Origin of the sequence: Streptomyces sp. NBC_01260 (genome assembly GCF_036226405.1) — a bacterium.
In the GTDB taxonomy this organism is placed as follows: Bacteria; Actinomycetota; Actinomycetes; order Streptomycetales; family Streptomycetaceae; genus Streptomyces; species Streptomyces laculatispora.
This window is the reverse complement of record NZ_CP108464.1, coordinates 7,255,134-7,281,220: the sequence shown is the minus strand read 5'-3', so window position 1 is coordinate 7,281,220 and position 26,087 is coordinate 7,255,134. Positions and strand designations below refer to the sequence as shown.

Here is a 26,087-nt window from a genome sequence, read left to right as displayed (position 1 = left end):
GTGGGCCAACTATTGCGGGTCGCCCCCCGGTTCGGCCAGCGATTCGCCTCGTGCCACAGGACCAATATTGGTCTCGACCACTGGCGTGACCTGCAACGGCTTCGCTGCGGCTCGTAGGCTGGACGGATGAACGACCTCTCGCTCCACGCCGCGTGGCTGCGCACCCTGCCGCCGTCCTGCGGACCGGTCCGGCTGATCGCCGTCGACGGCCACGCGGGATCGGGCAAGAGCACCCTCGCCGCCCGGCTCGCGGCGGTGCTCGACGGCGCACCCGTACTGCACCTGGACGACCTGGCGACCCACGAAGAGCCGTTCGACTGGACGGACCGGCTCCGGGACCAGGTCGTCGAGCCGCTGTCGCACGGGGATCGCGCACACTACGAGCCGTACGACTGGACGGCCCGGAGCTTCGGCCCGCCGCGCAGCCTGGAACCCGCCCCGGTGGTTCTGGTCGAGGGGGTCGGCGCCGGCCGGCGGGCCCTGCGCCCCTTCCTCGCGCACCTGTTGTGGATGGATCTGCCCGCCGCCGAGTCCTGGGAGCGGGGCCGGCGACGGGACGGGCCGGCCCTGACGGCGTTCTGGGACGACTGGACCGCCGCCGAAAGGGCTCACTTCTCGGCCGATCCCTCCCGCCCCTCGGCCGATGTGCTGGTACGCCAGTTGCCTGTGGGGTACGAGTGGCTGAAGGGATCCGGTGCGACAGCAGGAGTGAACCATTCCGTCACCCACCGTGATCATTTCGCACCTCCATACTGAGCAGTCGGAAATCGGCCCGGAAGTGCCTCAACTCTGCTTGACCCGGGGCGGTACAGGTCTTACGTTCTCAATGTGCGGCTTTTCGGAGCCCCCGCAGACGCGAAGCCCCCGGTTGTTCCCCCGTGATCGGGGGCTTCGTCCTGTGCCCGGCGCACCTTTTCCAGCCGCGGCCCCCCTCACTCCGCTTACCGTGGGTCACGGTCTCCCTTCGGCCTGCGGCGCCCTTAGTCGGACACTCGCTGCGCAGGTACGATGCCTCTCGGTGCGGTCAATTCCCGTCCACGGCACAGTGATTCGGCGCGCCTCGGCAGCCGGTCGTGCGGCGGGACATCCTGGGGGCAGGGTTTGTGGGGGACCAGATGGACATCGGCACGCAGGGCGCACAGGCCCCGGCCGACCTCGCCTGGCTGCGCGGCGTGGACGCCTACACGATGGGCGCCTATCCGCAGGCCGAAGAGGAATTCAGAGCTGCCGTCCGGCTCGATCCCGGCATGGCGGACGCCTGGCTGGGCCTCCACGCGCTGCGGGTCGACACCACGACGGCGCTGCTGCACATGTACCGCCATCGCGACCGCTTCGGCGAGCAGCGTGGCCGTCATCGCCGCACGCTGAACTCCTGGTACTGGCTGGGCTGGTGGGTGCAGCCGGTGCTGGAGAGCCCACGCGATCTGCTGCTGGCGCACGCCTCCCACTGGCTGGACGGACGCCATGTGCCGGATCTCGACCGGGCGCTGGCCGGGCTGCCGCCGGTGGACGCCGACGCGCAGGTCCGCTTCCTGCACGCCTGCCGGTCCTACCTGGTCAAGGACTGGGAGCAGCTCGTACGCCATACGGAGCAGCTGATCGACGATCCGCTGCTGGGCATCGAGGCGGGGCTCTTCGGCGGTATGGCGCGGGTGCGGCTGGAGATGTACGGACAGGCCGAGCCGCTGCTCTCCACCGCGCTGATGCGCTGCCGCAGCGAGCAGCCGCAGCGCAAGGAGCTGCGCTACTGGCTGGCCCGGGCGCACGAGGGAACCGGCCGCAGTGCGGCCGCGCTGCCCCTGTACCGGGCGGTGCACCGGATCGATCCGGCGTTCATGGACACCTCGGCGCGGCTGGCCGCGATCGCGGACTACGACGGTCTCGACGGCTCCGACGAGGTGTCCGGCCTGGCCGCCGTGTCCCTGACCGGCCTGGGCGTCGACGGCACCTTCGCGGAGTCCCAGCCGGACGGCGACTCGATGCTGGGCACCGATCTGGTGGACGGCCGGGAGCTGCGCCCCGGCGGTGAGCCGCAGGACCTGCCGGGAGTCGGGGTGTCACCGCCGCCGGGCGGGGCGCGGGAGAAGACCGCGGTCCCGGGCCAGTCCGCGCCGCAGTCGTTCCCGGCCGGCCCCAGCGATCCGGTGCTCCTTGCCGAGGCGTTGGCGGAGCTGGAGCGGATGGTCGGGCTGGAACCGGTGAAACGGCAGGTCAAGGCCTTGTCCGCGCAGCTGAACATGGCACGGCTGCGGGCCGGCCAGGGGCTGCCGGTACAGCCGCCGAAACGGCATTTCGTCTTCTCCGGACCGTCCGGCACCGGGAAGACCACGGTGGCCCGCATTCTGGGCCGGGTGTTCTACGCACTGGGGCTGCTCGGCGGGGACCATCTCGTCGAGGCCCAACGGGCTGATCTGGTCGGGGAGTTCCTGGGCCAGACGGCGGTCAAGGCCAATGAGCTGATCGACTCCGCGCTGGGCGGGGTGCTGTTCGTCGACGAGGCGTACAGCCTCTCCAACACGGGTTACAGCAAGGGCGACGCCTACGGGGACGAGGCCCTGCAGGTCCTCCTCAAGCGCGCGGAGGACAACCGGGACCATCTCGTCGTCATCCTGGCGGGATACCCGGAGGGCATGGACCGGCTGCTCGCCACCAACCCCGGGCTGTCCTCGCGGTTCACCACCCGGGTGGACTTCCCCAGCTACCGCCCGCTGGAACTCACCTCGATCGGTGAGGTCCTGGCCGCGGAGAACGGGGACGCGTGGGACGAGGAGTCGCTGGAGGAGCTGCGTTCCGTCAGCGGCCATGTAGTCGACCAGGGCTGGCTCGACGAGCTGGGCAACGGCCGGTTCCTGCGCACGCTGTACGAGAAGAGCTGCGCCTACCGCGATCTGCGGCTCTCCGGCTATGCGACGGTGCCGACGCGGGACGATCTGGCGACGCTGCGGCTGCCGGATCTGATGCAGGCGTACGGCGAGGTGCTGTCGGGGCGGGGGCCGGCGGGGCGGCGGCAGCAGGAGCCGCCGGCGGGGTGAGCGGGCCGGCGGGGGCCAGGGGCTTTGTCCTCAATCGCCGGACGGGCTCGGATTTCCGTCCCTACGGGCTTGACTGCCCGGCCGGCGATTGAGGACCGTGCGCGTTATCCGACCAGGGCCGTGAGTTCGTCCGAGCCGGTCTTCTTCTGCTCGGTGCGGCGCGGCTCCGAGACCCGGTGGGCCGGGTCGCGGACCTCACCGACCAGCATTTCCAGGACGTCCTCCATGGCGACCAGGCCGAGTACCCGGCCCGACGCGTCGGCGACCTGGGCCAGGTGCGTCGCGGCGCGGCGCATCACGGTCAGGGCGTCGTCCAGCGGGAGTTCGGCCCGTACCGTCGCCATCGGGCGCCACACGTGCTGCGGGACGGCCCGCTCGCCGTCCTCCAGGTCGAGGACGTCCTTGACGTGCAGGTAGCCCATGAACGGGCCGCCGCCCTCCGCGCAGACGGGGAACCGCGAGTAGCCGGTCCGCACCGTGAGCGCCTCGATCCGGTGCGGGGTGACGGACGGGTCGACCGTCACCAGGGACGCCCGGCGCAGCAGCACGTCGGTGACGGGCCTGCTGCCCAGCTCCAGTGCGTCCTCCAGGCGCTCCTGCGCGTCCGGCCCCAGGAGTCCGGCCTGCCCGGAGTCCTCGACCAGCCGGTTGAGCTGCTCGCTGGTGAAGACGGCCTCCACCTCGTCCTTCGGTTCGACGCCGAAGAGCCGGAGCACCAGCCGGGCGCAGGCGCCCAGCGCGGCGGTGACCGGGCGGCAGAGGCGGGCGAAGCCGACCAGTCCGGGGCTGAGCCACAGCGAGGTCTTCTCCGGGGCCGCCATCGCCAGGTTCTTCGGGACCATCTCGCCGATGACGAGATGGAGGAAGACGACGAAGACCAGCGCCAGCACGTAGCCGAGCGGATGGATCAGCCCCGCGGGCAGGTGCACCGCGTGGAAGACCGGCTCCAGCAACTGGGCGACCGTCGGTTCCGCGACGGCGCCGAGGGTCAGTGAGCAGATGGTGATGCCGAACTGGGCGGCCGCCATCATCTGCGGCAGGTTCTCCAGGCCGTACAGCACCTGCCGGGCCCGGCTGGACCCGGTTGCCGCGAGCGGCTCGATCTGGCTGCGGCGTACGGAGACGAGTGCGAACTCGGCGCCGACGAAGAAGCCGTTCGCGAGGACCAGAAGTCCGGCGAAGAGCAACTGGACCAGGCTCATCGCGCGGCCTCCAGGACACCGCGGGCGGCCGGTTCGGCGGTGACCGGGTCCACGACTCCGGCCAGCCGCACGAAGCGGACCTTCTCGGCCCGGTAGTGGCCGACCTGGCGGACCGAGATCCGCCAGCCGGGCAGTTCGGCCCGGTCGCCGGGGGCGGGAATCCGGCCCAGCAGATCGGCGACCAGCCCGGCCACCGTCTCGTACGGGCCGTCGGGGACGTCGAGCCCTATCCGCCGCAGGGTGAGGACCCGGCAGCTGCCTTCGGCGTCCCAGGCGGGCCTGCCGTCCTCGGGGGCGGCGGGGGCCAGTTCGGGGCGGTCGGCGCCTTCGGCGTCGTGCTCGTCCCTGACCTCGCCCACGAGTTCCTCGATGATGTCCTCAAGGGTGACGACACCGGCGGTGCCGCCGTACTCGTCGACCACGACGGCGATCGGCTGTTCCTTGCGCAGCCGCTGGAGGAGCTGCTCGACGGGCAGGGTCTCGGGCACCAGCAGCGGGGGCACCGCGATCCGGCCGGCCGGGGTGCGCAGCCGGTCCCGGGACGGAACGGCGAGCGCGTCCTTGAGGTGGATCATGCCGACGACCTCGTCGATGCGCTCCCGGTAGACGGGGAAGCGGGAGAGGCCGGTGGCCCGGGTGAGGTTGAGGACGTCGGCCGCGGTGGCGGTCGACTGGAGGGCGCTGACCTTCACCCGCGGGGTCATGACGTGCTGGGCGGTGAGGCCGGCGAGCGACAGGGTCCGTACGAAGAGATCCGCGGTGTCCTGTTCGAGGGTGCCGGCCTCGGCGGAGTGCCTGGCCAGGGAGACCAGCTCCCCCGGGGTGCGGGCGGAGGCCAGTTCGTCGGCCGGCTCGACGCCGAGCAGCCGCACCAGCCGGTTGGCGACGGTGTTCAGCAGGCCGATCACCGGCCGGAAGACCCGGGTGAACCGGTGCTGGGGGCCGGCGACGAACCGGGCGACCTGGAGCGGCTTGGAGACCGCCCAGTTCTTCGGTACGAGTTCGCCGATCACCATCTGGACGGCGGCCGCGAGGAGCATGCCGATCACCACGCTGATGCCGGGAACGGCACCGTCGGGGAGACCGGTCAGGGTGAGGGGGCTCTCCAGCAGCTGGGCGAGAGCCGGCTCGGCGAGCATGCCGACCACCAGTGAGGTGATGGTGATGCCGAGCTGGGTGCCGGACAGCTGGAAGGAGAGTTCGCGCAGGGCGTCGACGACGGTACGGGCCCGCCGGTCGCCCTCGGCGGCGGCGCGCTCGGCGTCCGCCCGTTCCACGGTGACGAGCCCGAATTCGGCTGCCACGAAGAATCCGTTGGCGAGGATGAGAAGGAATGCCGCAGTGAGAAGCAGCAGGGGGGTGGTCATACCGCCGCCTCCACGGAAGGGGCGGCGCAAGTACTACCGGAAGATCCGTCCATTGCTGGAAGGAGTCACTCCTTGGGTCGCAGGAAAGCCCCGCGGGTCTCGGGGACCACTGGTGGGGGCGGGGCGCACAGGGCGCCACCGCCCTCCAGAGTAATCAACAAGAGGCCGTACGGGGCAGAGGGCTCAGCCGTTGTCCGTGCCCGTGCCGTGGTTCTCGGCGAGGGCGCGGAGCGCGCGGGCGTCGCGGATGGCGTGTTCCTTGGCGATTCCGGGCTGGATGCCGAGGGCGGGCATGCTGGTGCCGTCGCTGAGGTCGAGGAAGACCCACGGGTCGCCGACCCGCAGGTTGACGCGCACGATCTCGGCCCAGGACAGCCGCCGGGTACGGGTGAGATTGACCACGGTCACCCCGCTGTCGTCCGCGATGATCTTGGGGCGGCTGAGCAGTGCGAGAACGCCGAGGAAGACCAGCGCGGTGAAGACGAAGCTGGTCCGCTCCCCCGCGCTGAGCTGCTCCAGGGTGAAGGCGACGACGGTGATGACGGCGAACATCACCACCCCGACGCTCAGCAGGACCACTCGGGTGCGAGTCGGCCGGAAAGTGACCGGAAGGGCGGGGGGTTCGGTTCGGGGTGCGGGGGCTGACATGGTCTTCTTCCGTGTCCCGCCGTCAGAGCCGGCAGGCGTGGATGGCCGTGGTGAGGATGGCGCGGGCGCCGAGTTCGTACAGGTCGTCCATGATCCGCTGCGCCTCCCTGGCGGCGACCATGGAGCGGACGGCGACCCAGCCCTCGTGGTGCAGCGGGGAGATGGTGGGCGACTCCAGGCCCGGGGTGAGGGCGACCGCGCGCTCCAGGTGCTCGACGCGGCAGTCGTAGTCCATCATCACGTAGCTGCGGGCGACCAGGACGCCCTGGAGCCTGCGCAGGAACTGCTGCACCTTGGGCTCGTCGTCCGGAGCGCCGACGCGGCGGATGACGACCGCTTCCGACTTCATGATCGGTTCGCCGATGACCTCGAGGCCGGCGTTGCGCAGGCTGGTGCCGGTCTCGACGACGTCCGCGATGATCTGCGCGACGCCGAGCTCGATGGCGGTCTCGACGGCGCCGTCCAGGTGGACGACGGAGGCGTTGACACCGACGTCGGCGAGGTGCTTGGCGACGATGCCCTCGTAGGAGGTGGCGATCGTCAGCCCGTCGAAGTCCTGCGGGCCCGCGGCCGTGCCGGGCTTGGTGGCGTAGCGGAAGGTCGAGCGGGCGAAACCGAGCTGGAGGATCTCCTCCGACTCGGCACCCGAGTCCAGCAGCAGGTCGCGGCCGGTGATGCCGATGTCGAGGCGGCCCGAGCTGACGTAGATCGCGATGTCGCGGGGCCGCAGGTAGAAGAACTCCACCTGGTTCTCGGGGTCGACGAGGACGAGCTCCTTGGACTCCTTGCGCTGCTGGTAGCCGGCCTCATGGAGCATCGCCATCGCAGGCCCTGAGAGTGAACCCTTGTTGGGGACGGCGATGCGCAGCATGAGGTCGGGTTTCCTTTGCGAAAGAGGTCTGTGGAATGCGGGGCGGGTGCGGGGGTCGTGCTCAGAGATGGGCGTAGACGTCGTCGAGCGAGATTCCGCGCGCGACCATCATCACCTGGACGTGGTAGAGCAGCTGGGAGATCTCCTCGGCTGCGGCGTCCTTGCTCTCGTGCTCGGCGGCCATCCAGACTTCGGCGGCCTCCTCCACGACCTTCTTGCCGATGGCATGCACGCCCTTGTCCACCAGTTCGGCGGTACGGGAGGTGGAGGGGTCGCCGTTGGCGGCCTTGAGCTGCAGCTCGGCGAAGAGCTCTTCGAAGGTTTTGTTCGCCATGATGTCCTTAGAATACGGGTCCCGGGCCCGCACTCAGCGCCAGGGTTCGCTGACCGAGCGCAGTGTGGTGGCGGTGGCCACGGCAGCGGTGACCGCTTCATGCCCCTTGTCCTCGTTGGACCCCTCGATGCCCGCCCGGTCCAGTGCCTGCTCCTCGGTGTCACAGGTGAGGACGCCGAAGCCGACCGGCACACCGGTGTCGACCGCGACCTGGGTGAGGCCGTTGGTGACGCCATGGGACACGTATTCGAAGTGCGGGGTGCCGCCGCGGATGATCACGCCGAGGGCGACGATCGCGTCGTATCCGCGCCCGGCGAGCACCTTGGCGACCACCGGGAGCTCGAAGCTGCCGGGGACCCTCAGCAGGGTCGGCTCGTCGATGCCCAGCTCGTGCAGGGCGCGCAGCGCGCCGTCGACGAGTCCGTCCATGACCTTCTCGTGCCACTGCGCGGCGATGACCGCCACACGGAGGTCACCGCAGTTGCGTACGGACAGTTCGGGTGCGCCCTTGCCGCTCATGTCTCTCCTACCGCTCGTTTCCTCGGGTGACTGCTGGGGACTGCTGGGGCTACTGGTTGCCGCAGGTCGACACGGTGGCGGCGTCGAGCCAGGGCAGGTCGTGGCCCATGCGGTCGCGCTTGGTGCGCAGGTACCGCAGATTGTGTTCGCCGGCCTGGACGGGCATCGGTTCCCGTCCGGTGACGGCCAGGCCGTGCCGCAGGATCGCGGCGGTCTTCTCGGGGTTGTTCGTCATCAGGCGCAGGCTGTGGACGCCGAGATCCTTGAGGATCTGGGCGCCTGCCGCGTAGTCCCTGGCGTCGGCGGGCAGGCCGAGCTCCAGATTGGCGTCGAGGGTGTCGACGCCGCGCTCCTGGAGTTCGTACGCGCGCAGCTTGGAGACGAGTCCGATGCCTCGTCCCTCGTGGCCGCGCAGATAGACCACGACGCCGCGCCCCTCGTCCGTGATGCGCCGCATGGAGGCGTGCAGCTGGGGGCCGCAGTCACAGCGCTCGGACTGGAAGATGTCGCCGGTCAGGCACTCGGAGTGGACCCGGACCAGGACGTCGTCGCCGTCCCCGATGTCGCCGTGGACCAGCGCGACGTGCTCGACCCCGTCCACGGTGGAGCGGTAGCCGTAGGCGGTGAAGGCGCCGAAGTCCGTCGGCAGCCGGACCTCGGCCTCGCGGCGGACGGTCGGTTCGCAGGTGCGCCGGTAGGCGATCAGGTCCTCGATGGAGATGATCGTGAGCCCGTGCTTGCGGGCGAACGGGACCAGTTGGGGAAGGCGCAGCATGACGCCGTCCTCGCCCGCGATCTCGACGATCGCCCCGGCGGGCCGCAGCCCGGCGAGCCGGGCGAGGTCGACGGCTGCCTCGGTGTGGCCGTTGCGCACGAGCACACCGCCGGAGCGGGCGCGCAGCGGGAAGATGTGGCCGGGGCGTACGAAGTCGCCGGGGCCGGCGGCGCCGCCCGCGAGCAGCCGGAGCGTGGTGGCCCGGTCGGCGGCGGAGATGCCGGTGGTCACGCCCTGCGCGGCGCAGGCGTCCACGGAGACGGTGAAGGCCGTCTTCATCGACTCGGTGTTGTGGTCGACCATCTGCGGGAGTTCGAGCCGTTCCAGCTCGTCGTTCTCCATAGGCGCGCAGATGAGTCCGCGGCACTCGCTCATCATGAAGGCGACGATCTCGGGGGTGGCCTTCTCGGCCGCGATGACGAGGTCGCCCTCGTTCTCCCGGTCCTCGTCGTCGACGACCACGACGGGGCGGCCGGCCGCGATGTCGCGGACGGCCTGCGCCACGGGGTCCAGGGTGAGGTCCTCGTCGGGCGCGTGGTGTTCCCGGTGCAACCAGGTGGGCTGGGCAGTCATGCCGTGGCTCCTTCCAGAGCGGGTGTCCGCGTACGCAGCCACCAGTCGCGCATGCCCCACAGGACGAGGGCGCCGTAGACGACGTAGATGAGACCGGAGAAGGCGAGACCGCTGTGGAAGTTGAGCGGTACGCCGACGAGGTCGACGAGGAGCCAGGCGAACCAGAACTCGACCATGCGGCGGGCCTGGGCGAGCATCGCCACGAGCGTGCCGGCGAATATGTACGCGTCCGCCCACGGGCTCCAGGAGAGCGAGGGGAAGGCGGTGAACAGGCCGCCGACGGCGAGGGTGCCGACCGCGGCTCCGCCGAGCAGACAGCCGCGCTCACGCCAGGTGGCGAACCGTACGGCGATGGAGCCGTCCTGGGCCTGCTGCCTGCCCCGGGTCCACTGCTGCCAGCCCCAGACGGCCACGGCGATGACGACGACCTGCTTGCCCACGCTGCCCGCCTGGTGCACGGAGACGTTGGCGGCGACCAGGACGACGCCGGACAGCAGCTGGGCGGGCCAGGTCCAGATCGAGCGGAGCCAGCCCAGGGTCAGCGCGATCAGACCGATCGTGTTGCCGAGCATGTCGGACCAGATGATGTGCTGTCCGAAGACGCTGAACGCCTCCGAGTTCAGCCAGTGAAGGGCGCTCACTTCACCGGCTCCTCGGGCTCCTGCGCGCGGTGGCCGAGCAGTCGCTCGACGTACTTCGCGATGACGTCCACTTCGAGGTTGACCGGGTCGCCGGGCTCCTTGTGGCCGAGCGTGGTCAGGGCGAGGGTGGTGGGGATGAGGCTGATGGTGAAGTAGTCGGGTCCGGCGTCCACGACGGTCAGGCTCACGCCGTCGACGGTGATCGACCCCTTCTCCACCACGTACCGGGTGAGCTCCGCGGGGAGGGAGACCTTCACGATCTCCCAGTTCTCGGAGACCTTGCGCTCGACGATGCGGCCCGTGCCGTCGACGTGCCCCTGCACGATGTGCCCGCCGAGCCGGCCGCCGACCGCCATGGGCCGCTCCAGGTTGACCCGGGAGCCGGCCCGCAGTGCGCCCAGGCTGGACCGGTTCAGCGTCTCGGCCATCACATCGGCGGTGAACTCCTGCTCGCCGTGGTCGACGACGGTCAGGCACACGCCGTTGACGGCGATCGAGTCACCGTGCCTGGCGCCCTCGGTGACCACGGGTCCGCGCAGGCGGAATCGGGAGGCGTCGCCGAGGTTCTCGACAGCGGTGACCTCACCCAGCTCTTCGACAATTCCGGTGAACACTCAGTTTCCCTTCGGGGCAGGGCCGGGGACGGCGGTGATGCGCAGATCGGGGCCGATACGCACGGCCTCGGTCACATGGAGGCGCAACGCCTGGGTGATGGTGGCGATTCCGGCGTCGGCGAGGGCCGCGGGGCCCGCGCCGAGGAGCACGGGGGCGAGGTAGCCGACGATCCGGTCGACCGCTCCGGCCGCGACGAAGGCCCCGGCCAGGGTCGGTCCGCCTTCGAGGAGTACAGAACGGATGCCGCGCCCGTGGAGGGCGGCGAGCAGTGCGGGAAGGTCCAGTCCGGGACCGGCCGCGGCGCGCGGCAGCCTCAGGACGGCCTCTTCGGGGAGGTGGCGGACGTCCGCGTCGTCGGCGACCGCGATCAGGGTGGGCGCGGTGGTGTCGAGGACCCGGGCACCGGGCCGGACGGCGGTGGCGGCGGTGTCGACGACGACCCGCAGCGGCTGGACCGCGCTGTCGATGCCCCGGACCCCGAGGTGGGGGTCGTCGGTGCGGGCGGTGCCGGAGCCGACCACTACGGCGTCCGCCTCGGCGCGCAGCCGGTGGACGTCGGCGCGGGACTCGGCCGAGGTGATCCAGCGGCTGGTGGCGTCGGCGGCCGCGCTCCGGCCGTCCAGGGTCGCCGCGTACTTCCAGGTGACATGGGGCCGGCCCAGGCGCATCGAGGTCAGCCAGGCGGTGTTGCCCTGCTCGGCGTCTTCGGCGAGGAGGCCCTGCTCGGCCTTGACGCCTGCGGCGCGCAGGGCGTCCGCACCGCCGGTGGCCTGCGGGTTCGGGTCGCCGACCGCGTACACGACGCGGGCGATCCCGGCCTCGATGAGCGCCTGGGCGCAGGGGCCGGTGCGTCCGGTGTGGTTACAGGGTTCGAGGGTGACGTAGGCGGTGCCGCCGCGGGCCTTCTCGCCTGCCGCGCGCAGGGCGTGGATCTCGGCGTGCGGCCCTCCGGCGCGCCGGTGGAAGCCCTCGCCGGCCGGCCGGCCCGTCGCGTCGAGGACGACGCATCCGACGACCGGGTTGGGGCTGGTGGAGCCGAGACCGCGGGCTGCGAGCGCGATGGCTCGGCGCATTGCGGTGATGTCGGCTGCGGTGTCCACCGGGTCCTCCTGCCTCTTCGGGCACGGACTCCGGGGCCTGTCGATGACGACAGATGAAGCGGAACGCGGAACGGGGACGCCGGATGCCCGCAAAACGGATGGACCGGTCGCCCGAAAACCATCCGCCGACGGCGGCGTACCCGCGAAACGGCCCGCCGCGCACTGCCTCCCATCCGGACTTTAACCGTCGGTCCAGGAATCCCACCTGGTCAACCGGCCGCTGGATGCGGACGGGTCGCGGACTATAACCGCCGGTTCGGAATTGCACCGACCCCGGAGTGCGCTGCTGCTGGTACACGATCAGTGTGCCACGACTCGCCGTGGCCCATGCGAGTGAACGCTGTGGAGTGGCTCACAGACAGCCTGTGACAAGGGCTGTTTCGGCCACTTCTCGCGCGCCGCCGGTCAGGGGCGTGCGGCGGAGTCCCCGCAGGGCGACGCGGGACCCGGACCGTACGCCATTTCCTGCGGGGACTCCTCGCACGGCCCCACCCCGGAGGGGCACCGACCCCACCACCGGGACGGCGCACCCCGCGGCGCGCCCGCGTCTCTCAAGCCCGTCCGGCGTTTGAGGACGGAACCCCGAGCCCCAAAATCCCGCAACCCGGAACCCCGCGCCGCTCCGTCAGAGTGCCGGGGTGAACAGCGCGTCCTGAGCCGCCTCGCGGGCGGCCAGCAGCGCGCCGCGCAGCACCGCCGTGCCGCCGAGCAGACCGGCCCTGACCTCGGTGCGCAGCGGGGACATCATGGCCAGCCGTTCCTCGACCCTTGCGGCCAGGGCGTCCCCGCCCGCACGGCCGACCTCGCCCGACAGCAGCACACACCCCGGGTCCAGGACCGAGACGACGGCTGCCGCGCCCAGGGCCAGCCGGTCGGCGAGGGTGTCGAGGAACGCCTCGCTGTCGCCCGTCCCCGCGAGGGCCGAGCGCACGGCCGCCGCCGCGCCCGGCTCCTGTCCGCCGGCCGGGGCGGCGATGCCGTGGGCGGCAGCCAGTTCGCAGAGCGACACCGAGCCCACCAGGGAGTGAAAACCGCCGTCGCAGTTGACGGCCGAGGGGATGCCCCTGGTGCCGGGGACCGGCAGGAAGCCGATCTCGCCCGCGCCGCCGGAGGCTCCGCGGCGCAGCTTCCCGTCCAGCATGACGGCCGCCCCGACGCCGTGCCCGAGCCACAGCAGGACGAAGGTGTCGTGGTCGCGGGCCGCTCCGACGCGGTGTTCGGCGACGGCGGCGAGATTGGTCTCGTTCTCGACGAGCACGGTCGCGGGCAGCCGCTGCTGGAGCGCCCGGACCAGGGTGCGGTGCCAGGCCGGCAGTCCGGTGGTGTCGCGGAGTTCCCCGGTGACCGGGTCGATCAGGCCGGGGGCGCCGATGCCGACGCTGTGCAGCGGCGCGGTGCCCGCCCGTTTCGCGGTGCGTTCCACCAGGGCCACGGCCCGTTCGACGGCGTCGTCGGTGGCGGTCTCGCTGCCGATCGGCAGAGTGGCCTCGGCCAGTGTCACGCCCAGGAGGTCGGCGACGACCACGGCGACGCTGTCGGTGCGTACGTCCAGGGCGGCCAGGTGGGCTCGGTCGGCGACGATCCCGTAGAGCCGGGCGTTGGGTCCGCGGCGCTCGGCCCCGGCCTCGCCGACCACCTGGATCAGGCCCGCTCCCTGGAGCCGTTCGACCAGGTCGGCGACGGTGGGCCGGGAGAGCCCGGTCGAGGTCTTCAGCTGCGTGGCCGTCAGCGGACCGTCCTGCTGGAGGAGCCGCAGGGCGAGCCGGTCGTTGATGGCCCTGGCGGTGCTCGGTGATGCGGGCATGCCGGGATCCTTCCAGACCGCCGCCGCGATCGATGCCGACTCGGCCTATTTATCAGGCAGGGTTCCTGATAGTTTACTGCCCGCATCGTGGAGAAGGACGCCGGGGAGCGTCGGAACCGCGGCATCGGAGAGTTCCCAGGGGAGGGCACGGCGGTATGACGACGGATTCCACGGCAACGGTCTTCAGCACGGAGCAGGTGAGGCGCGCCAGGTACGCCGTCGCCGCGGTCTTCGCCGTGCACGGGGCGGTGACCGGCAGCTTCGCCACCCGGGTGCCGTGGATCCAGGACCACGCGGGGGTCAGCGCCGGACAGCTCGGCATAGCCCTGGCCTTCCCGGCGATCGGCGCCTCGCTCGCGATGCCGCTGGCCGGTGCGGTCAGCCACCGTTTCGGCGCCCGGACCGCGCTGCGCGGGCTGCTGATGCTGTGGACCCTGGCACTGGTCCTGCCCGCCCTGGCCCCCAATCTGCTGACGCTGTGCGGGGCACTCCTGGTGTACGGGGCGTCGGCGGGCATGTCGGACGTGGCGATGAACGCGCTCGGGGTCGAGGTGGAGAACCGCCTCAACAAGTCGATCATGTCCGGGCTGCACGGGATGTGGAGCGTGGGCGCCCTGGTCGGTTCGGCGGCGGGCACGGTGGCCGCGCATCTGGGCGCCGACGCACGACTGCACCACACCATCGCCGCCCTCGTTCTCACCGCACTCGGCCTGGTCGCCTGCCGGCGGGTGCTGGATCTGCGCAGCGAGCCGGACGCACAGGCGCCGCCGCGCTTCGCCCTGCCGCCCAAGTCGGCCCTGATCATCGGCGCGGTGGGCTTCTGCGCGGTGTTCGCCGAGGGCGCCAGCCTGGACTGGTCGGCGATCTACCTGCGGGACGTCCTGGGCAGTTCCGCGGGTCTGGCGGCCGCGTCGACGACCGCGTTCGCGCTGACCATGGCGGTGGCCCGGATCGCCGGTGACCGGGTCGTCGACCGCTTCGGCGCGGTACGGACCGTACGGACCGGCGGCGTCCTCGCCACGGTCGGCGGGGTGCTGGTGGTCACCGCACCCCACGCGGCACTGGCGATGTGCGGGTTCGGCCTGATGGGCCTCGGCATCGCCGTGGTCGTGCCGCTCGCCTTCGCGGCGGCCGGGCGCAGCGGACCGAACCCGAGCCAAGCGATCGCGGGCGTCGCGACGATCACGTACACCTCGGGCCTGATCGCCCCGTCGGCGATCGGCTCGCTCGCCGAGGCGACCTCGCTGATCGTCTCCTTCGGCCTGGTGTCGGTGCTGGCCTTCGGGCTGGTGCTCGGAGCCGGTGTGCTGCGCGCGGGCGACCGCAAGGCCGTGGCCTCCCCGGACGCCGGTGTTCCGAGCACGGCGCCGGCCGAGCCGCACCCCTGAACCGTCCGGCCCACGGGCGCGACGGGCGGTTCAGGGGTGCGGCTCGGCCGGCGATCGAGTCGAGCTGTTCCGCGGCGGGCCGCGGGGCCCAGAGGCCGCCGCAGGGCGGGGCCTGAAGCCGTCCGACGGCCGCTCGGGCCCCGGCGACGTCCGCGTCGGCGGCCGCGTGCACGATGTCGCTCGCCGCGTACCGGTGGAACTCCAGCGCCGGATGGGGCCAGGGGGACTCCCGGGTCGCGGCGGGCAGCAGGTAGCCGATCGCCTTGAACAGGCTCTGGCCCTGGGGTCCTTCGTACGCCCAGAGGTCCACTCCGACCGGTCTGGTCCTCGCGGGCCTCAACCCACCTACGCCTCGGCAACCGTCACGGTCGCCGGACTCCGCATCCGACCCACACCAAGACCGAGACCACTGGGCCTCGCTTCCACGCCTCGCGCCGTCGGCCGAGGCTTTCTCTGTACCGGCCGTGAGACCGCCGCGCAGGATCGCTGACCTGCGCGAGAAGGCCCTGGTCGGTCGCCGGTGCGTCCACGGCGGAGATGGCCAAGCTGCGCGCGGCCGCCCTCGATGCGGGCAAGACCACGGCGTTCGGCGTGACGGAGCCGGCCAACGCCGTGGTGAGTTCCGTTCTCACCGCGCCGGGACGGTCTCTGGTCCTGGGGTGCCGGCGGCGTGGGCGTAGCGGGCGGCGAGGTCCCCGAATGCGGTGGCCAGTTGGGGCGGGCCGACGACCTCGATATCGGTGTCGAAGCGGCCGATGGCGGCGGCGAGTCCGGTCCATGACCAGGAGCCGAGGATGAGCCGGCAGTGGTGGGGGCCGAGTTCCACGACGACTCCGTCCTGGGCGAAGGGCGCGACCTCGGCGGCCGGCAGGTGGAGGATGACTTCGCCTCGGCAGGGCCAGTCGGTGGTGGTGCCGTCGTTGCCGCGGAACCGGCTGGTGACGAAGGTGGAGACGGTGCCGCCGGGGAGGTCGCGCGGGGCGAAGCGGGGGCCGGTGGGTGTGCGGGGCCGGATGCGGTCGACGCGGAAGGTACGCCAGTCCTCGCAGTGGAGGTCCCAGGCCACCAGGTACCAGCGATGACGCCAGGTGACCAGGTGGTGGGGTTGTACGCGGCGGGCGTCATCGGCCGAGGTGCTCGGACCCTGGGCGTAGTCGAAGCGCAGTTCCTCGCAGGCATGAATCGCGCGGCTCAGGGCCATCAGGACCTGAGCGCCGACCTGGGGGGTGTCGCCGGCCGCCGCAGGCGGTTGGACCGCGGTGATGTGCACCAGGTCGATGCGGTGGCGCAGGCGGGGCGGCATGACCTGGCTGAGGGTGGCCAGCGCGCGGGCAGCGTCTTCGGCGACGGTGGTGCCGGCCGCCGCGGTCTGCAGCGCGACGGCCAGGGCGACGGCCTGCTCGTCGTCGAACAGCATGGGCGGCAGGTGAGTGCCGGCCTCCAGGCGGTAGCCGCCGGCCGGTCCCTTGACGGTCGTGATCGGGTAGTCGAGTTCGCGCAGGCGGTCGATGTCACGGCGCACGGTGCGCGAGGTGATGCCGAGACGCTCGGCGAGATCATCGCCGGACCAGTCACGGGGCGTCTGAAGGAGCGAGAGCAGCGCGAGCAGCCGCGCGGACGTTTTATGCATGACACCCCTACTTCCCGGAGTACCGGACACAACCTGTCCGCTACCTCTGCCATCGTGGCATACGAGCCGTTCGGGAGGCATGACCCCTGGTCACGGCAGCCGCCGCTCGGCATCGACGGCCGACGGCGCACATGTGTCACATCGAGGCAAGGAGCAGGTCATGTCCGTCACGACCACCACCCACCTGAATTTCCGGGGCACCGCACGTGAGGCGCTGGACTTCTACCAGTCCGTCTTCGGCGGACGTACTGTCGCGGTCACCTACAAGGACGCGGGCGCCGTACGGAACGAGAGCGAGGCGGACTGGGTGATGTGGGGCGAGGTGGCCGGCGGCAACGGATTCCACGTCATGGCCTACGACGTGCCCTCGCAGCTGCCCTGGAACCAGGGGGACAACCCGTTCTTCGTCTCCGTGCGTGGAGACGACGCCGAGGAGATCAGTGCCCTGTGGGGCAAGCTCGCCGAGGGCTCGACCATCGTGAGTCCACTGGAGCCCGCGCAGTGGGCGCCGCTGTACGGCATGCTCACCGACCGCTTCGGCGTCACCTGGGTCCTGGACGTCACCGCTCCGTACAACGGCTGAACCAACCGACCGACCTGACACGCCCGCGCCGTCCGGGCCGCCGCCACACGGGCGGCGCCCCGGACGGCCGCCGGCACCGAACACGTACAGCGGCGGAAGGAAACGGGACACCGTGAGGATGCGGAAGCTGGGACGGGCGGGCGTCGAAGTCAGTGCCGACTGCCTGGCAACGGACCGATGGGCGAGGGCCCCAACCGCGGCGGCAGCTCCCGGCGCTGGGCCGTCCAGGCGGTCGAGGGCTCACCGAAGCGGCTGCGGACCGACTACATCGACCTCTACCGGATCCACCACCCCGACCCGTACACGGACATCGAGGAGACCCTCTCCGCGCTCACCGGCCTCGTACGGGCCGGGAAGGTCCGGGCGATCGGATCCTCCGACCTGCCGGCCTCGGAAATCGTCGAAGCCCAGTGGGTGCCCCAGCGGCGTGGACGGCACCGCCTGCGCACCGAGCAGCCCACCTACTCCATCCTCGACCGCGGCATCGAGCGGGAGATCCTGCCCGCCTGCCACCGCTACGGCCTATGCGTTCTGGTGTGGAGCCCGCTGGCCGGGCCTGCTCACTGGCCGCTACCGCAAGAACGCGCCGCGGCCGGAGAACGCCCGCACGGACCGGGTCCCCCGGCACCTCGCCGACGGGCGCAAGCTCGACGCGGTCCTGCGTACCTCCCTCCCTCACCCACACGGACCTGCGCCGACGCCCGTCCCACGAGCGATCCGCCGCGTGAGAATGCCATGACTGTCCTTGACGCGCGTGCCCTCAATCGCGCCACCCTCGCCCGCCAGCACCTGCTCAAGCGCAGCGACAGATCCGTGTCGGAGGCTGTGGCCCATCTGTGCGGCCTGCAGGCGCAGGATCCTCAGGAACCCTTCACCGGGCTGTGGTCCCGCCTGTCCGACTTCAAACCCAAGCAGCTGGACGATGCGCTGACCGGTCGCGTGGTGGTGCGCACCCATCTGATGCGTCGCACCGTCCACCTCGTCTCCGCCGACGACGCGCTCGCCTGGCGAGCCCGCCACGACGCGATGCTGCGCCGGCGAGTGCTGGGAACCTACCGGCGCGAACTGGCCGGCATCGACATGGACGAGCTCGCCGCCGCCGGCCGCGCGGTCATGGCCGACCAGCGGCCCCGCACCATGGCCGAGCTCGTGCAAGCTCTCGAAGACCGCTGGCCCGGCCCACCACGCCGTGTCCTGGGCGAGCTGCTCGTCGCAGCCCTCATTCCCATGGCCCAACTCCCGCCCCGCGGCCTGTGGCACCAGACCGCCGGCGTACGCAACCTGCCGTTGAGTACCTGGCTGGAACGGGACATCGACCCCGTGCCCGCCGACGGCAGTGATCCCATCGGACAGCAACTGCTGCGCCGCTACCTCGCCGCGTACGGGCCCGCCGCCAGTGCGGACGTACGTGCCTGGTGTGGCCTCGCCGGCCTTCCCGCCGCCATCAAAGCCGCCCGGGAAGAACTCGTCGTCTTCCGTGACGAACGCGGCCGCGAGCTGCTCGACCTGCCCGACGCACCCCGCCCCCACCCCGACACCCCGGCCCCCGTCCGGTTCCTTCCGGCCTTCGACAACGCCATCCTCGGCTACCACGACCGCAGCCGCATCATCGACGCCCCCCACCTCGGTCTGTCCGTCGCAGGCCACCGCACCGTCCTTGTCGACGGACGGGTCACCGCCACCTGGACCGTGCGCGACCACCAACTCCACATCAGCTCCCTGCGCCCCCTCACCGCCCTGGAACAGGAGGCCGTTTACACCGAAGCCCAGGACCTGACCGCCTTCCTGGACAACCGCATCGAGCACATCCAACTCGACACCGAGAACTGACGATCACGCACTCCAGGTCCCGAGGTGCCGGGACCGTTCGCGCACAACGTGCCGGCGCCGCCCGCGTGGACCGGGACGCGTACGTGGTGTCCGTGTCGGCCCCTACAGCCTCGCCGACTTCGACCACATGCAGCAGGTCGGCATCGCCGTCGAGGCAAGGCGTGACGGAACCGTCCGGGGGCGACGAGCCTCGTGCCCGTATCCCGGCCGGAGGCTCATCCCGATCCGGCACTACCATGGCGCTGATCTTTTCTGCGGTCTGCGCCGTGCCCCACGAGGCACCGGCCTCCGCACCTACACACAGGGAGCGACCATGGGCCTCGGCGTGCGCTGGACCTTGCACGGCGACGGGAAGACCCCGGCACCGGGAGCCGTGGTCCGCCCGGACGAACGGCTCTCCTGGCCGCGTACGTTCGGGCTCGGCGCCCAGCACGTGGTGGCGATGTTCGGGGCCTCGTTCGTCGCCCCGGTACTCATGGGTCTCGACCCGAACCTGGCGATCATGATGTCGGGTGTCGCGACGGCCATCTTCCTGCTGGCCACGCGTGGGCAGGTGCCCAGCTATCTGGGCTGCTCGCTCTCGTTCGTCGGGGTCGCCGCGACGATCCGGGCCAGTGGCGGCAGCAGTGCCGTGGTCACCGGTGCGGTCTTCGTGGTCGGTGCGGTGCTCTTCCTCGCCGGTCTCGCGGTGCAGCGGTTCGGCGCGCGCATCATCCATGCGGCGATGCCACCGGTGGTGACGGGTGCGGTCGTCATGCTGATCGGCTTCAACCTGGCGCCGGTGACCGCGTCGACCTACTGGCCGCAGGACCAGTGGACGGCCCTGCTGGTGATGCTGTTCACCGCACTCGCCGTGGTCTGTCTGCGCGGTTTCCTCTCCCGGATCGCGATCTTCCTCGGCCTGGTCTTCGGCTACGTCCTGTCCTGGGTTCTGGACCAGGTCTTCGGGAAGATCCACTCCCCCGCGGGCGGCGCCGAGGCCGTGGACCACTGGCGGCTGGACCTGTCGGGGGTCTCGAAGGCCGACTGGATCGGACTGCCGGCCTTCCACGCGCCGAACTTCGAGTGGTCGGCGATCCTGGTCGCACTGCCCGTCGTCATCGCGCTGATCGCCGAGAACGCCGGCCATGTGAAGGCCGTCGGCGAGATGACCGGCCGCTCCCTGGACGGCAAGCTGGGCACCGCGATCGCCGCGGACGGCGCCGCCTCGATGCTGTCGACCGCGCTGGGCGGCCCGCCGAACACGACGTACTCGGAGAACATCGGCGTGATGGCCGCGACCCGGGTGTACTCCACCGCGGCCTACTGGGCCGCCGCCTGCTTCGCCCTGCTGTTCGGCCTCTGCCCCAAGTTCGGTGCGGTGGTGGCGGCCATTCCCGGCGGGGTCCTCGGCGGTATCACGGTGATCCTCTACGGCATGATCGGCCTCCTCGGCGCCCAGATCTGGCTGAACGCCAAGGTCGATCTGCGCAACCCGCTGAACCTGGTACCGGCCGCGGCGGGCATCATCATCGGGGTCGGCGGGGTCAGCCTGAAGGTGTCCGACAACTTCGAGCTGAGCGGTATCGCGCTCGGCACCATCGTCGTGATCACCGGATACCACGTGCTGCGGGCCTTCGCGCCCGCCCATCTGAAGACCCAGGAGCCCCTGCTCGACTCGGGGACGTCCGACTACGACGAGAAGCCGCCGGCCGACGGGGCCTGACCGCTCAGCCCGTGGCCAGTTGGTACGCGTAGTCGGGGCTGAAGGAGCCGGCGGCCCCCTTGCAGCCGTCGGACTCGCCCGGCAGCTTCACCCACAGACAGGCGTCGATCCGGGCCTGCCCGGTGTCGGTCGTGGGCGCCGTGCCGAGCGCCCGGCCCTCGGGATCGCACCACTGCCCCGCCTTCGGCGCACCGTTGCCGTTGCGGCTGGTGTCGATGACGGCACCGAGCCGCGCCGGACCGCCGAGCGCGGCCAGCACCCGGCGGGCGTAGTCGGCCTCATCCGCCGTGCGGTGGAAGTTCGACACATTGGTGAAGATGCCGTCGCCGCTGTCCGCCGCACCCGCCGCCCGCAGCGCGGCGGCCTGTTCCGAGGCCGGGTGCCATCCCGAGTGGCCGCCGTCGAAGTAGACCCTGGCCCTCGGATTCGCCGCGTGCAGGACGCGGCCCGCGCGGGCCAGCGACGCGTTGCGCGCCGCCCTTTCACCGGTCGGGAGGCAGTCGGAGAGCGCGATGGCGTCCGGCTCCAGGATCACGATCACCGGCCCGTCGCCGAGCCCTGCCGCGAACTGCCGCATCCACGCGTCGTACGCGCCCAGGTCCGGCGCACCGCCCTGCGAGGCTCCCCCGCAGTCCCGGTCGGGGATGGCGTACGGCACCAGCACCGGGGTCCGGCCCGCCCCGGCCGCTGCCGCGGTCACCGACCGGACCTGCCCGGTGACGGCCCCCGGGTTGTGGGCGGCGAACCAGACGGCGGCGGGGCGGGCCGCGATCCGGGCCTCGATCAACGGGCGCCGCGGGTCGCTCCGGTGACCGGCGACCCAGTCCAGGACCTGGGAGCCGGGGTGGCGGTAGAGCCGGCCGCCGGACGGGACGGCAGCGCTGCGGGACGCCCGCGGCGGGGCCGGCTCCCGCGACCGGGGCGGCTGCGGGGCGGCGGGCGCCGATGAGGCCGGCCGGTCCGGCGTCGTCGTCGCGCTGGGCACCGCGGGCAGCGGTGCCACGGTCGGCGACGCGGTGGTGCCGGGGCGGGCGGTGGCCCGCTCCCCCTCCCCCGCGACGGCCGAGATCACCCCGGCCGCCGTACCGACGGCCACCACCGCGGAGGCGACGACGACCATGGCCCGACGGCGCGCGCGTTGTCTGCGTTCCCTGAACTGCCTCTGCGCGATCCGGCGTTGTGTGCGTACGCCCGGCACTCCTCGTTCCCCTCCGCCGCCCCGTGGCGCCGCCCGCCCGGCGCCACGGCGAGCCTACGGGCGGGAGGCCACTCCCATGGCGCGGTTGGAGGAGTTGGGGTGCCTCGGGCCCCGGGCGGGGCTCAGAAGCAGTCGCCGTACCAGTGGACCGCGCCGGGCGCCGTGACCGTGGCCCGCACCGACTCCGCCGTGGCGTGCAGCGGCCGTGCCATCCCCACGTGTTCCGTCACCTGCCGGGCGTCCGTCAGCAGGCCGGGGAGCGCGGCCCGCACGCCGGGAGTGACGGGAATCCGGACCCGGGCCAGGGTCAGCCCCGCCGCCCGGCCCCGGGAGCCGACGGCGGCGAGCAGCGACCCCAGGCACTCGTCCGATCCCGCGAACTCGCGCACCTGCACGCAGTCCCCTTCGTGCCCGGCCACCATCCAGCCGGCGATCGCGCCCGAAACGGGATCCTGCGCCACGAGCGACCGGTCGATCGTGCCGTACCAGGCGGGGACGCGCACCGCCCAGTCATCGGGGGCCCGCAGCGAGCTGAGCGCCCGCTTCGCGTTGTACGCGTGGTGCAGCGCGGCCACCTCCACGGCGTCCCGCGCGGTGGCGCCACGGACCCGGAACGCCCCTGCGGCGGACGTGTCGGCGGGCGAGGGGACGAGCGTCCCCTCGGTGTACGTGCTCGCGAACTCCTGCCACCCCGAGCCCCGGTAGACGCCGGGCGTGCCGGTGAACAGCAGGGACCAGGCGCACTGTTCGGCCGTCATGGTGCGCTCCGCCGCCACCAGCAGCCGTCGCACCAGCCCCTGTCCCCGGGATTCGGGGCGGGTCGCCACGCTGCCGATCCCGCCGACGCGCTGCGGGGTGCCGTCCGCGTCCCGGATCAGCCTCGGTACATAGACGACAACCGCGTCGATGCCGTCCCCCGCGTCGTTCTGCGCGACGAACGTGTGCCGGTGGCGGTCCGGGTCGAGCGCGTGCAGGGCGGCGAGGTGCGGGGACTCGAAGCACCGCTTCCACAGGGCGGACAGGGCCGGATCGTCGGCCGCGGTGGCGGTGCGGACGGTGGCGCTCACAGGATCAGGTTCCCGTCGGTGCGCACCCGGTCGCCGTCCTCGGGCATCGCGCTGCGCCGCGTGCCGTCCTCCACGCACGAGGTGTGCAGGACCGAGTCCAGGGCGTCCGGGGCGAGGTGGAGGACGCCGCCGGTGAAGCGGCTCCCGGTCGCCGCGTAGTGGTTCGTGCCGTCGGCGATCCGGACATGCGCGGTGTCCGCTCCGGAGGCGGTGCTGCTGAGACCGGTGAGGTCCCAGGTCGTGCTCCCGGAGCCGGCCGCCCGGCCGAGCAGCGCCTTGGTCTTGTTTCCGCCGGTGAGCCGGGTGCCGCCGGTGACGGTGATCCGCTGGTCGCGCACACCGCTGAGTTCGATGCCGGTGTTGTGGTAGGTACCGCCGTCGACCCGCAGATCCGCCGACCCGACCGAGAGGGGGGCCGCGTCGTCGGCGCCGGTGACGGTGCAGTCGGTGAGGTGGACGGGGCCCGCACCGCGCAGGACGAGGCCGTCGACGCCCTTGAACGTGCAGCGCACGAAGTGGACGGGTGCGGTGACCGGGGTCTGGACGAGGACGGCGCCGGCGGGCGGTTCGAAGGAGCAGTCGCTGATGGTGGTCGGCCGGGTGGAGCGGTCCGAGCGCTGGGCGACCGCGAAGGTCTTCGCGGTGCAGCCGCGCACCTGGGCCCCGTCGGCGTTCACGGTCAGGGTGCCGGCCTGGTCGAAGGTCGGGCGCGCGATCACCGTAATGTCTTCGAGGGTCAGATCGGTGATCTTCGTGTTGGCGGTGAACCAGGAGCAGACATGTCTGCGCACGGTGATCCGCTTGGCGGAAATGCCCCACTGGGCACCCGAGTTCGCGATGTCCATCAGCCCTGAGTTGCCGTCGAAGAGCAGATCGTGCTCGTACTGGCCGTGGGTGGTGAACGGGTTGCCGCCCGCGTCGTCGCCGTCGCCGTGACAGTTCACGACGGTGCAGTAGGCGGAGGCGGTGAGGTCGTTGAGATGGCGCACATTGCTCGTCGTGCAGTCGGCGACCCGACCGTACAGGCAGTAGATCTGCTGGGTGAGGTAGCCCGCGCCGCCGTACTCGACGGTGGGCGGGTTCTTCAGCGAGCAGTCCTCGGTACGGAAGCGGGTGCACCAGCGGCGCATGATGACCGGCCAGAACGTACCGGTGGCGTGGATGCCGGAGACGTCGCAGCCGACCGCGTACTCGAAGCTGACGGGGTGGGAGCCGGTGTACTCGTCGGGTCCCGCGCCCTCGAAGACCATGTTGCGGATGTGGGTGTTTCGGACCGGCTCGATGCGGGTCCAGGTGAGCGTGCGGCCCTCGGCGAGTTCCCAGCCGTTGAGGTAGCCGATCCGGATGTGGCCCGCGTCGATGATCTCGGTGATCTCGACCAGCTTCTGCAGCTCGCGTTCGTCACCGCCGCCGCCCTTGACCGGGCCGACCTGCACGGACCACCACTGGCCGACCGCGAACGCCTTCGCGTCGGGGACCGGGAAGGTGTCGGTGAGTTCGATGACCTTGCCGGAGAGCGTGTGGGTGACGGTGGTGTTCGTGGGGGTGCCGCGGAAGGAGAGGACGGCGCCGAAGGGGTTGTCGTGGGTGTTCTTCTCGATGCCTTCGGTGTGGAGATGGTGGCCGCCGAAGTCGAGTTCGATGTTGGAGCGGTTCCAGAGGTGGCGTTTGGTGAGGAGGAGGTCGGTGTGGGCTTCGATGCGGTGGACGGTGGGGTCGGCGATCATCGCGTCGAGTGCGGCGTCGGCGGGTGTGGTGGCGTCGTGGTGGCCGAAGGTGCGGAAGTCGAGGGTGCCGGTGTGGAGCTGGTGCCAGCGGCCGGTCTTGCTGGTGTGGGTGGGTGCGATGACGGTGCCGCCGTTGTGGGCGGTGGTGGACTTCTTGTCCCAGCGCAGGGCCATCGCGCCGCCGTCGCCGGGGGTGTGGTAGCCGGCGAGGAGGATCTGGGTGCCGTGGTCGAGCGGCTTGGTGTTCAGGGCGCGCAGTTCGGCGACGGTGTCGAGGCGCAGTACGTCGCCGGTGTGTGCGGGTGCGGCCTGGGCCGGGGCGGTGGCCACGGCCGAACCGGCCATGACCAGACCGGCGAGACCCGAGGCCCGCAACAGATTCCGGCGGGACGATGCGTTGGCGGACATGACGGAGGTACTCCTCGCGTTGTCGATGCGTGCTCGATGGGACCTGAAGGGAACCGACTGCCGCGCGGTCGCGGTCAGATCGTGTTGCGGTACGGCGGCATGAAGCGCATCCGCGGCATCTGGTCGGCCAGCACCCCGCCGTCCACGACGATCCGCGCCCCGGTGAGGTACGCCCCGGCGTCCGAGGCGAGCAGCAGCAGGGCGCCCACGCACTCGTCGGGCTCGGCATACCGTCCGAGCGGGATGCGCTCGCGGTACGCGGACTCGAAGGCCTCCCGGTCGAAGGGGAATTCGCCGTCGATGGGGGTCTCGACCATGCCGGGGGCGAGGGTGTTGGCGGTGATGCCGTGCGGGGCGAGTTCGACCGCCAGGGTCTCGGTGAGCAGTTGGGCGGCGGCCTTGGAGGCGTTGTAGTGGGCCAGTCCGGCCTCCGCCACCAGGGCGTTCTTCGAGGTGATGGTGATGATGCGGCCGGCGACGGAATCCGCCGTCATGTGTTCGGCGACGCGCTGGCTGAGGAAGAACACCGCGTCCACGTTGACCCGCATGATGTGCGACCAGCTGGCCGGGGTGATCTCGTTGAAGCGCTCCAGCGCCGCCGTGCCCGCGTTGTTGACCAGGATGTGCAGCGGCCCGGTCTCGGCGCGTACGGCGTCCACGAAGCCGGGCAGCGCCTCGATGTCCGCGAGGTCCTGGCCATAGGTGCGGCAGCGCCGCCCGAGCGCCTCGACCGCCGCAGCGGTCTCGGCCACGCCCTCGGCACCGGGCAGGTCGACGAGCACCAGGTCGGCACCCGCCTCGGCGAGCCCGACGGCGAAGGACCGGCCCAGGCCCCGGGCGGCCCCGGTCACGACCGCGGTGCGGCCGGTCAGGTCGAAGCGGTCGGTTCCGCGGGGCGGGACGGCTGCGGTCATGGCGGGATTCCTCCAGCGGAGAGATGCGGAACAGGGGGTGGGACCGGCCCTGGTCCGCCGGACGGGTCCGGGCCGCCGCGCGGGGACACTTGGGTGGTTGCGCGGCGGCCCGGCTACCGGCCGGCGCCCGCGGACAGGGGGATGAACCCGGGCACC

The 26,087-nt window shown here is 71.8% G+C and carries 22 protein-coding genes, 2 pseudogenes and 1 riboswitch; of the genes and pseudogenes, 7 read left to right on the top strand and 17 right to left on the bottom strand.

The annotated features are described in order from the left end of the window. The first annotated feature begins 126 nt into the window (after window positions 1–126). Window positions 127–756, top strand: coding sequence for a uridine kinase family protein (locus tag OG322_RS32535; protein ID WP_124286563.1), 630 nt, complete (start codon window positions 127–129; stop codon window positions 754–756). Between the two features lie 359 nt (window positions 757–1,115). Further along, the gene (locus OG322_RS32530; RefSeq protein WP_206432516.1) at window positions 1,116–3,032 is read left to right on the top strand and encodes an AAA family ATPase; all 1,917 of its coding nucleotides are present in this window, start codon (window positions 1,116–1,118) and stop codon (window positions 3,030–3,032) included. Window positions 3,033–3,136: 104 nt separating this feature from the next. On the opposite strand, the gene OG322_RS32525 is transcribed toward OG322_RS32530, so the two are convergent. From OG322_RS32525 to OG322_RS32475, 11 genes are all read right to left on the bottom strand, one after another. Continuing rightward, window positions 3,137–4,234, bottom strand: a complete 1,098-nt coding sequence (locus tag OG322_RS32525) for a hemolysin family protein (RefSeq protein ID WP_123468262.1) — start codon at window positions 4,232–4,234, stop codon at window positions 3,137–3,139. Then, a complete protein-coding gene (locus tag OG322_RS32520) occupies window positions 4,231–5,601 on the bottom strand; it encodes a hemolysin family protein (RefSeq protein ID WP_123468264.1) in 1,371 nt (456 codons plus the stop codon). Before OG322_RS32520 ends, OG322_RS32525 begins: the two co-directional genes overlap by 4 nt. A gap of 183 nt (window positions 5,602–5,784) precedes the next feature. Continuing rightward, window positions 5,785–6,249 carry a PH domain-containing protein gene (locus OG322_RS32515; protein ID WP_123468266.1) on the bottom strand — a complete coding sequence of 155 codons (465 nt, stop codon included), beginning with the start codon at window positions 6,247–6,249 and terminating at the stop codon, window positions 5,785–5,787. A gap of 22 nt (window positions 6,250–6,271) precedes the next feature. Beyond that, a complete protein-coding gene (gene hisG, locus OG322_RS32510) occupies window positions 6,272–7,120 on the bottom strand; it encodes an ATP phosphoribosyltransferase (RefSeq protein ID WP_123468268.1) in 849 nt (282 codons plus the stop codon). A gap of 61 nt (window positions 7,121–7,181) precedes the next feature. Continuing rightward, window positions 7,182–7,454, bottom strand: a complete 273-nt coding sequence (locus tag OG322_RS32505; protein WP_018524273.1) for a phosphoribosyl-ATP diphosphatase — start codon at window positions 7,452–7,454, stop codon at window positions 7,182–7,184. A gap of 33 nt (window positions 7,455–7,487) precedes the next feature. After that, entirely contained in the window at window positions 7,488–7,973 is a 486-nt protein-coding gene (gene ribH, locus OG322_RS32500) for a 6,7-dimethyl-8-ribityllumazine synthase (protein WP_024493156.1), read from the bottom strand. 49 nt (window positions 7,974–8,022) lie between these two features. Further along, window positions 8,023–9,321 carry a bifunctional 3,4-dihydroxy-2-butanone-4-phosphate synthase/GTP cyclohydrolase II gene (locus OG322_RS32495; protein ID WP_123468270.1) on the bottom strand — a complete coding sequence of 433 codons (1,299 nt, stop codon included), beginning with the start codon at window positions 9,319–9,321 and terminating at the stop codon, window positions 8,023–8,025. Further along, window positions 9,318–9,962 carry a nicotinamide mononucleotide transporter family protein gene (locus OG322_RS32490; RefSeq protein ID WP_123468272.1) on the bottom strand — a complete coding sequence of 215 codons (645 nt, stop codon included), beginning with the start codon at window positions 9,960–9,962 and terminating at the stop codon, window positions 9,318–9,320. The genes OG322_RS32495 and OG322_RS32490 overlap by 4 nt, the downstream gene beginning before the upstream one ends. Further along, on the bottom strand, window positions 9,959–10,576 hold the full coding sequence (locus OG322_RS32485) for a riboflavin synthase (RefSeq protein ID WP_124286561.1): 618 nt from the start codon (window positions 10,574–10,576) through the stop codon (window positions 9,959–9,961). Before OG322_RS32485 ends, OG322_RS32490 begins: the two co-directional genes overlap by 4 nt. Beyond that, entirely contained in the window at window positions 10,577–11,677 is a 1,101-nt protein-coding gene (gene ribD, locus OG322_RS32480) for a bifunctional diaminohydroxyphosphoribosylaminopyrimidine deaminase/5-amino-6-(5-phosphoribosylamino)uracil reductase RibD (protein WP_329307330.1), read from the bottom strand. Between the two features lie 155 nt (window positions 11,678–11,832). Then, window positions 11,833–11,963: riboswitch (FMN riboswitch) on the bottom strand. A 339-nt stretch (window positions 11,964–12,302) separates the two neighbouring features. Beyond that, entirely contained in the window at window positions 12,303–13,481 is a 1,179-nt protein-coding gene (locus OG322_RS32475) for an ROK family transcriptional regulator (protein WP_123468278.1), read from the bottom strand. Window positions 13,482–13,636: 155 nt separating this feature from the next. Here OG322_RS32475 and OG322_RS32470 point away from each other — a divergent pair, with 155 nt between their 5' ends. Further along, window positions 13,637–14,869: an MFS transporter gene (locus OG322_RS32470; RefSeq protein WP_123468280.1), complete on the top strand. Its 1,233-nt coding sequence runs from the start codon at window positions 13,637–13,639 to the stop codon at window positions 14,867–14,869. Window positions 14,870–14,915: 46 nt separating this feature from the next. Here the strand turns inward: OG322_RS32470 and OG322_RS32465 are convergent. Beyond that, window positions 14,916–15,191, bottom strand: a pseudogene (locus OG322_RS32465) (alginate lyase family protein); the annotation flags it as partial. Window positions 15,192–15,497: 306 nt separating this feature from the next. After that, entirely contained in the window at window positions 15,498–16,499 is a 1,002-nt protein-coding gene (locus tag OG322_RS32460) for a helix-turn-helix transcriptional regulator (RefSeq protein ID WP_329307329.1), read from the bottom strand. A gap of 160 nt (window positions 16,500–16,659) precedes the next feature. Between OG322_RS32460 and OG322_RS32455 the strand changes: the two genes are divergently transcribed. The 4 genes and pseudogenes from OG322_RS32455 to OG322_RS32440 all read left to right on the top strand — a co-directional run bounded on the left by OG322_RS32455 (window position 16,660) and on the right by OG322_RS32440 (window position 20,617). Next, window positions 16,660–17,082 (top strand): VOC family protein, encoded by a 423-nt coding sequence (locus OG322_RS32455; RefSeq protein WP_123468284.1) that lies wholly within the window; start codon window positions 16,660–16,662, stop codon window positions 17,080–17,082. A 177-nt stretch (window positions 17,083–17,259) separates the two neighbouring features. Then, window positions 17,260–17,580 (top strand): annotated as a pseudogene (locus OG322_RS32450) (aldo/keto reductase); the annotation flags it as partial. A gap of 237 nt (window positions 17,581–17,817) precedes the next feature. Then, complete coding sequence (locus OG322_RS32445; protein WP_221198177.1) at window positions 17,818–18,912, top strand: winged helix DNA-binding domain-containing protein; 1,095 nt, start codon at window positions 17,818–17,820, stop codon at window positions 18,910–18,912. A 313-nt stretch (window positions 18,913–19,225) separates the two neighbouring features. Continuing rightward, window positions 19,226–20,617: a uracil-xanthine permease family protein gene (locus OG322_RS32440; protein WP_123468287.1), complete on the top strand. Its 1,392-nt coding sequence runs from the start codon at window positions 19,226–19,228 to the stop codon at window positions 20,615–20,617. A 4-nt stretch (window positions 20,618–20,621) separates the two neighbouring features. Here OG322_RS32440 and OG322_RS32435 read toward each other — a convergent pair whose 3' ends face one another. The 4 genes from OG322_RS32435 to OG322_RS32420 all read right to left on the bottom strand — a co-directional run bounded on the left by OG322_RS32435 (window position 20,622) and on the right by OG322_RS32420 (window position 25,931). Continuing rightward, entirely contained in the window at window positions 20,622–21,737 is a 1,116-nt protein-coding gene (locus tag OG322_RS32435; RefSeq protein WP_329307328.1) for a glycoside hydrolase family 6 protein, read from the bottom strand. A gap of 200 nt (window positions 21,738–21,937) precedes the next feature. Beyond that, window positions 21,938–22,882 (bottom strand): GNAT family N-acetyltransferase, encoded by a 945-nt coding sequence (locus OG322_RS32430; RefSeq protein ID WP_329307327.1) that lies wholly within the window; start codon window positions 22,880–22,882, stop codon window positions 21,938–21,940. Next, window positions 22,879–25,017 (bottom strand): peptidase C14, encoded by a 2,139-nt coding sequence (locus tag OG322_RS32425; protein ID WP_185095646.1) that lies wholly within the window; start codon window positions 25,015–25,017, stop codon window positions 22,879–22,881. The genes OG322_RS32430 and OG322_RS32425 overlap by 4 nt, the downstream gene beginning before the upstream one ends. A gap of 74 nt (window positions 25,018–25,091) precedes the next feature. Continuing rightward, complete coding sequence (locus OG322_RS32420) at window positions 25,092–25,931, bottom strand: SDR family NAD(P)-dependent oxidoreductase (RefSeq protein WP_124286555.1); 840 nt, start codon at window positions 25,929–25,931, stop codon at window positions 25,092–25,094. Between the last annotated feature and the right edge of the window lie 156 nt (window positions 25,932–26,087).

Excerpts from the sequence above, each read along its gene's own strand:
- OG322_RS32435 (WP_329307328.1), bottom strand. The coding sequence starts at position 21,737 with ATGGTCGTCGTCGCCTCCGCGGTGGTGGCCGTCGGTACGGCGGCCGGG.
- OG322_RS32520 (WP_123468264.1), bottom strand. The coding sequence starts at position 5,601 with ATGACCACCCCCCTGCTGCTTCTCACTGCGGCATTCCTTCTCATCCTC.
- OG322_RS32445 (WP_221198177.1), top strand. The coding sequence starts at position 17,818 with ATGACTGTCCTTGACGCGCGTGCCCTCAATCGCGCCACCCTCGCCCGC.
- OG322_RS32515 (WP_123468266.1), bottom strand. The coding sequence starts at position 6,249 with ATGTCAGCCCCCGCACCCCGAACCGAACCCCCCGCCCTTCCGGTCACT.
- OG322_RS32495 (WP_123468270.1), bottom strand. The coding sequence starts at position 9,321 with ATGACTGCCCAGCCCACCTGGTTGCACCGGGAACACCACGCGCCCGAC.
- OG322_RS32475 (WP_123468278.1), bottom strand. The coding sequence starts at position 13,481 with ATGCCCGCATCACCGAGCACCGCCAGGGCCATCAACGACCGGCTCGCC.
- OG322_RS32525 (WP_123468262.1), bottom strand. The coding sequence starts at position 4,234 with ATGAGCCTGGTCCAGTTGCTCTTCGCCGGACTTCTGGTCCTCGCGAAC.
- OG322_RS32455 (WP_123468284.1), top strand. The coding sequence starts at position 16,660 with ATGTCCGTCACGACCACCACCCACCTGAATTTCCGGGGCACCGCACGT.
- OG322_RS32440 (WP_123468287.1), top strand. The coding sequence starts at position 19,226 with ATGGGCCTCGGCGTGCGCTGGACCTTGCACGGCGACGGGAAGACCCCG.
- ribH (WP_024493156.1), bottom strand. The coding sequence starts at position 7,973 with ATGAGCGGCAAGGGCGCACCCGAACTGTCCGTACGCAACTGCGGTGAC.
- OG322_RS32425 (WP_185095646.1), bottom strand. The coding sequence starts at position 25,017 with ATGTCCGCCAACGCATCGTCCCGCCGGAATCTGTTGCGGGCCTCGGGT.
- OG322_RS32505 (WP_018524273.1), bottom strand. The coding sequence starts at position 7,454 with ATGGCGAACAAAACCTTCGAAGAGCTCTTCGCCGAGCTGCAGCTCAAG.
- hisG (WP_123468268.1), bottom strand. The coding sequence starts at position 7,120 with ATGCTGCGCATCGCCGTCCCCAACAAGGGTTCACTCTCAGGGCCTGCG.
- OG322_RS32420 (WP_124286555.1), bottom strand. The coding sequence starts at position 25,931 with ATGACCGCAGCCGTCCCGCCCCGCGGAACCGACCGCTTCGACCTGACC.
- OG322_RS32470 (WP_123468280.1), top strand. The coding sequence starts at position 13,637 with ATGACGACGGATTCCACGGCAACGGTCTTCAGCACGGAGCAGGTGAGG.
- OG322_RS32535 (WP_124286563.1), top strand. The coding sequence starts at position 127 with ATGAACGACCTCTCGCTCCACGCCGCGTGGCTGCGCACCCTGCCGCCG.
- OG322_RS32530 (WP_206432516.1), top strand. The coding sequence starts at position 1,116 with ATGGACATCGGCACGCAGGGCGCACAGGCCCCGGCCGACCTCGCCTGG.
- OG322_RS32460 (WP_329307329.1), bottom strand. The coding sequence starts at position 16,499 with ATGCATAAAACGTCCGCGCGGCTGCTCGCGCTGCTCTCGCTCCTTCAG.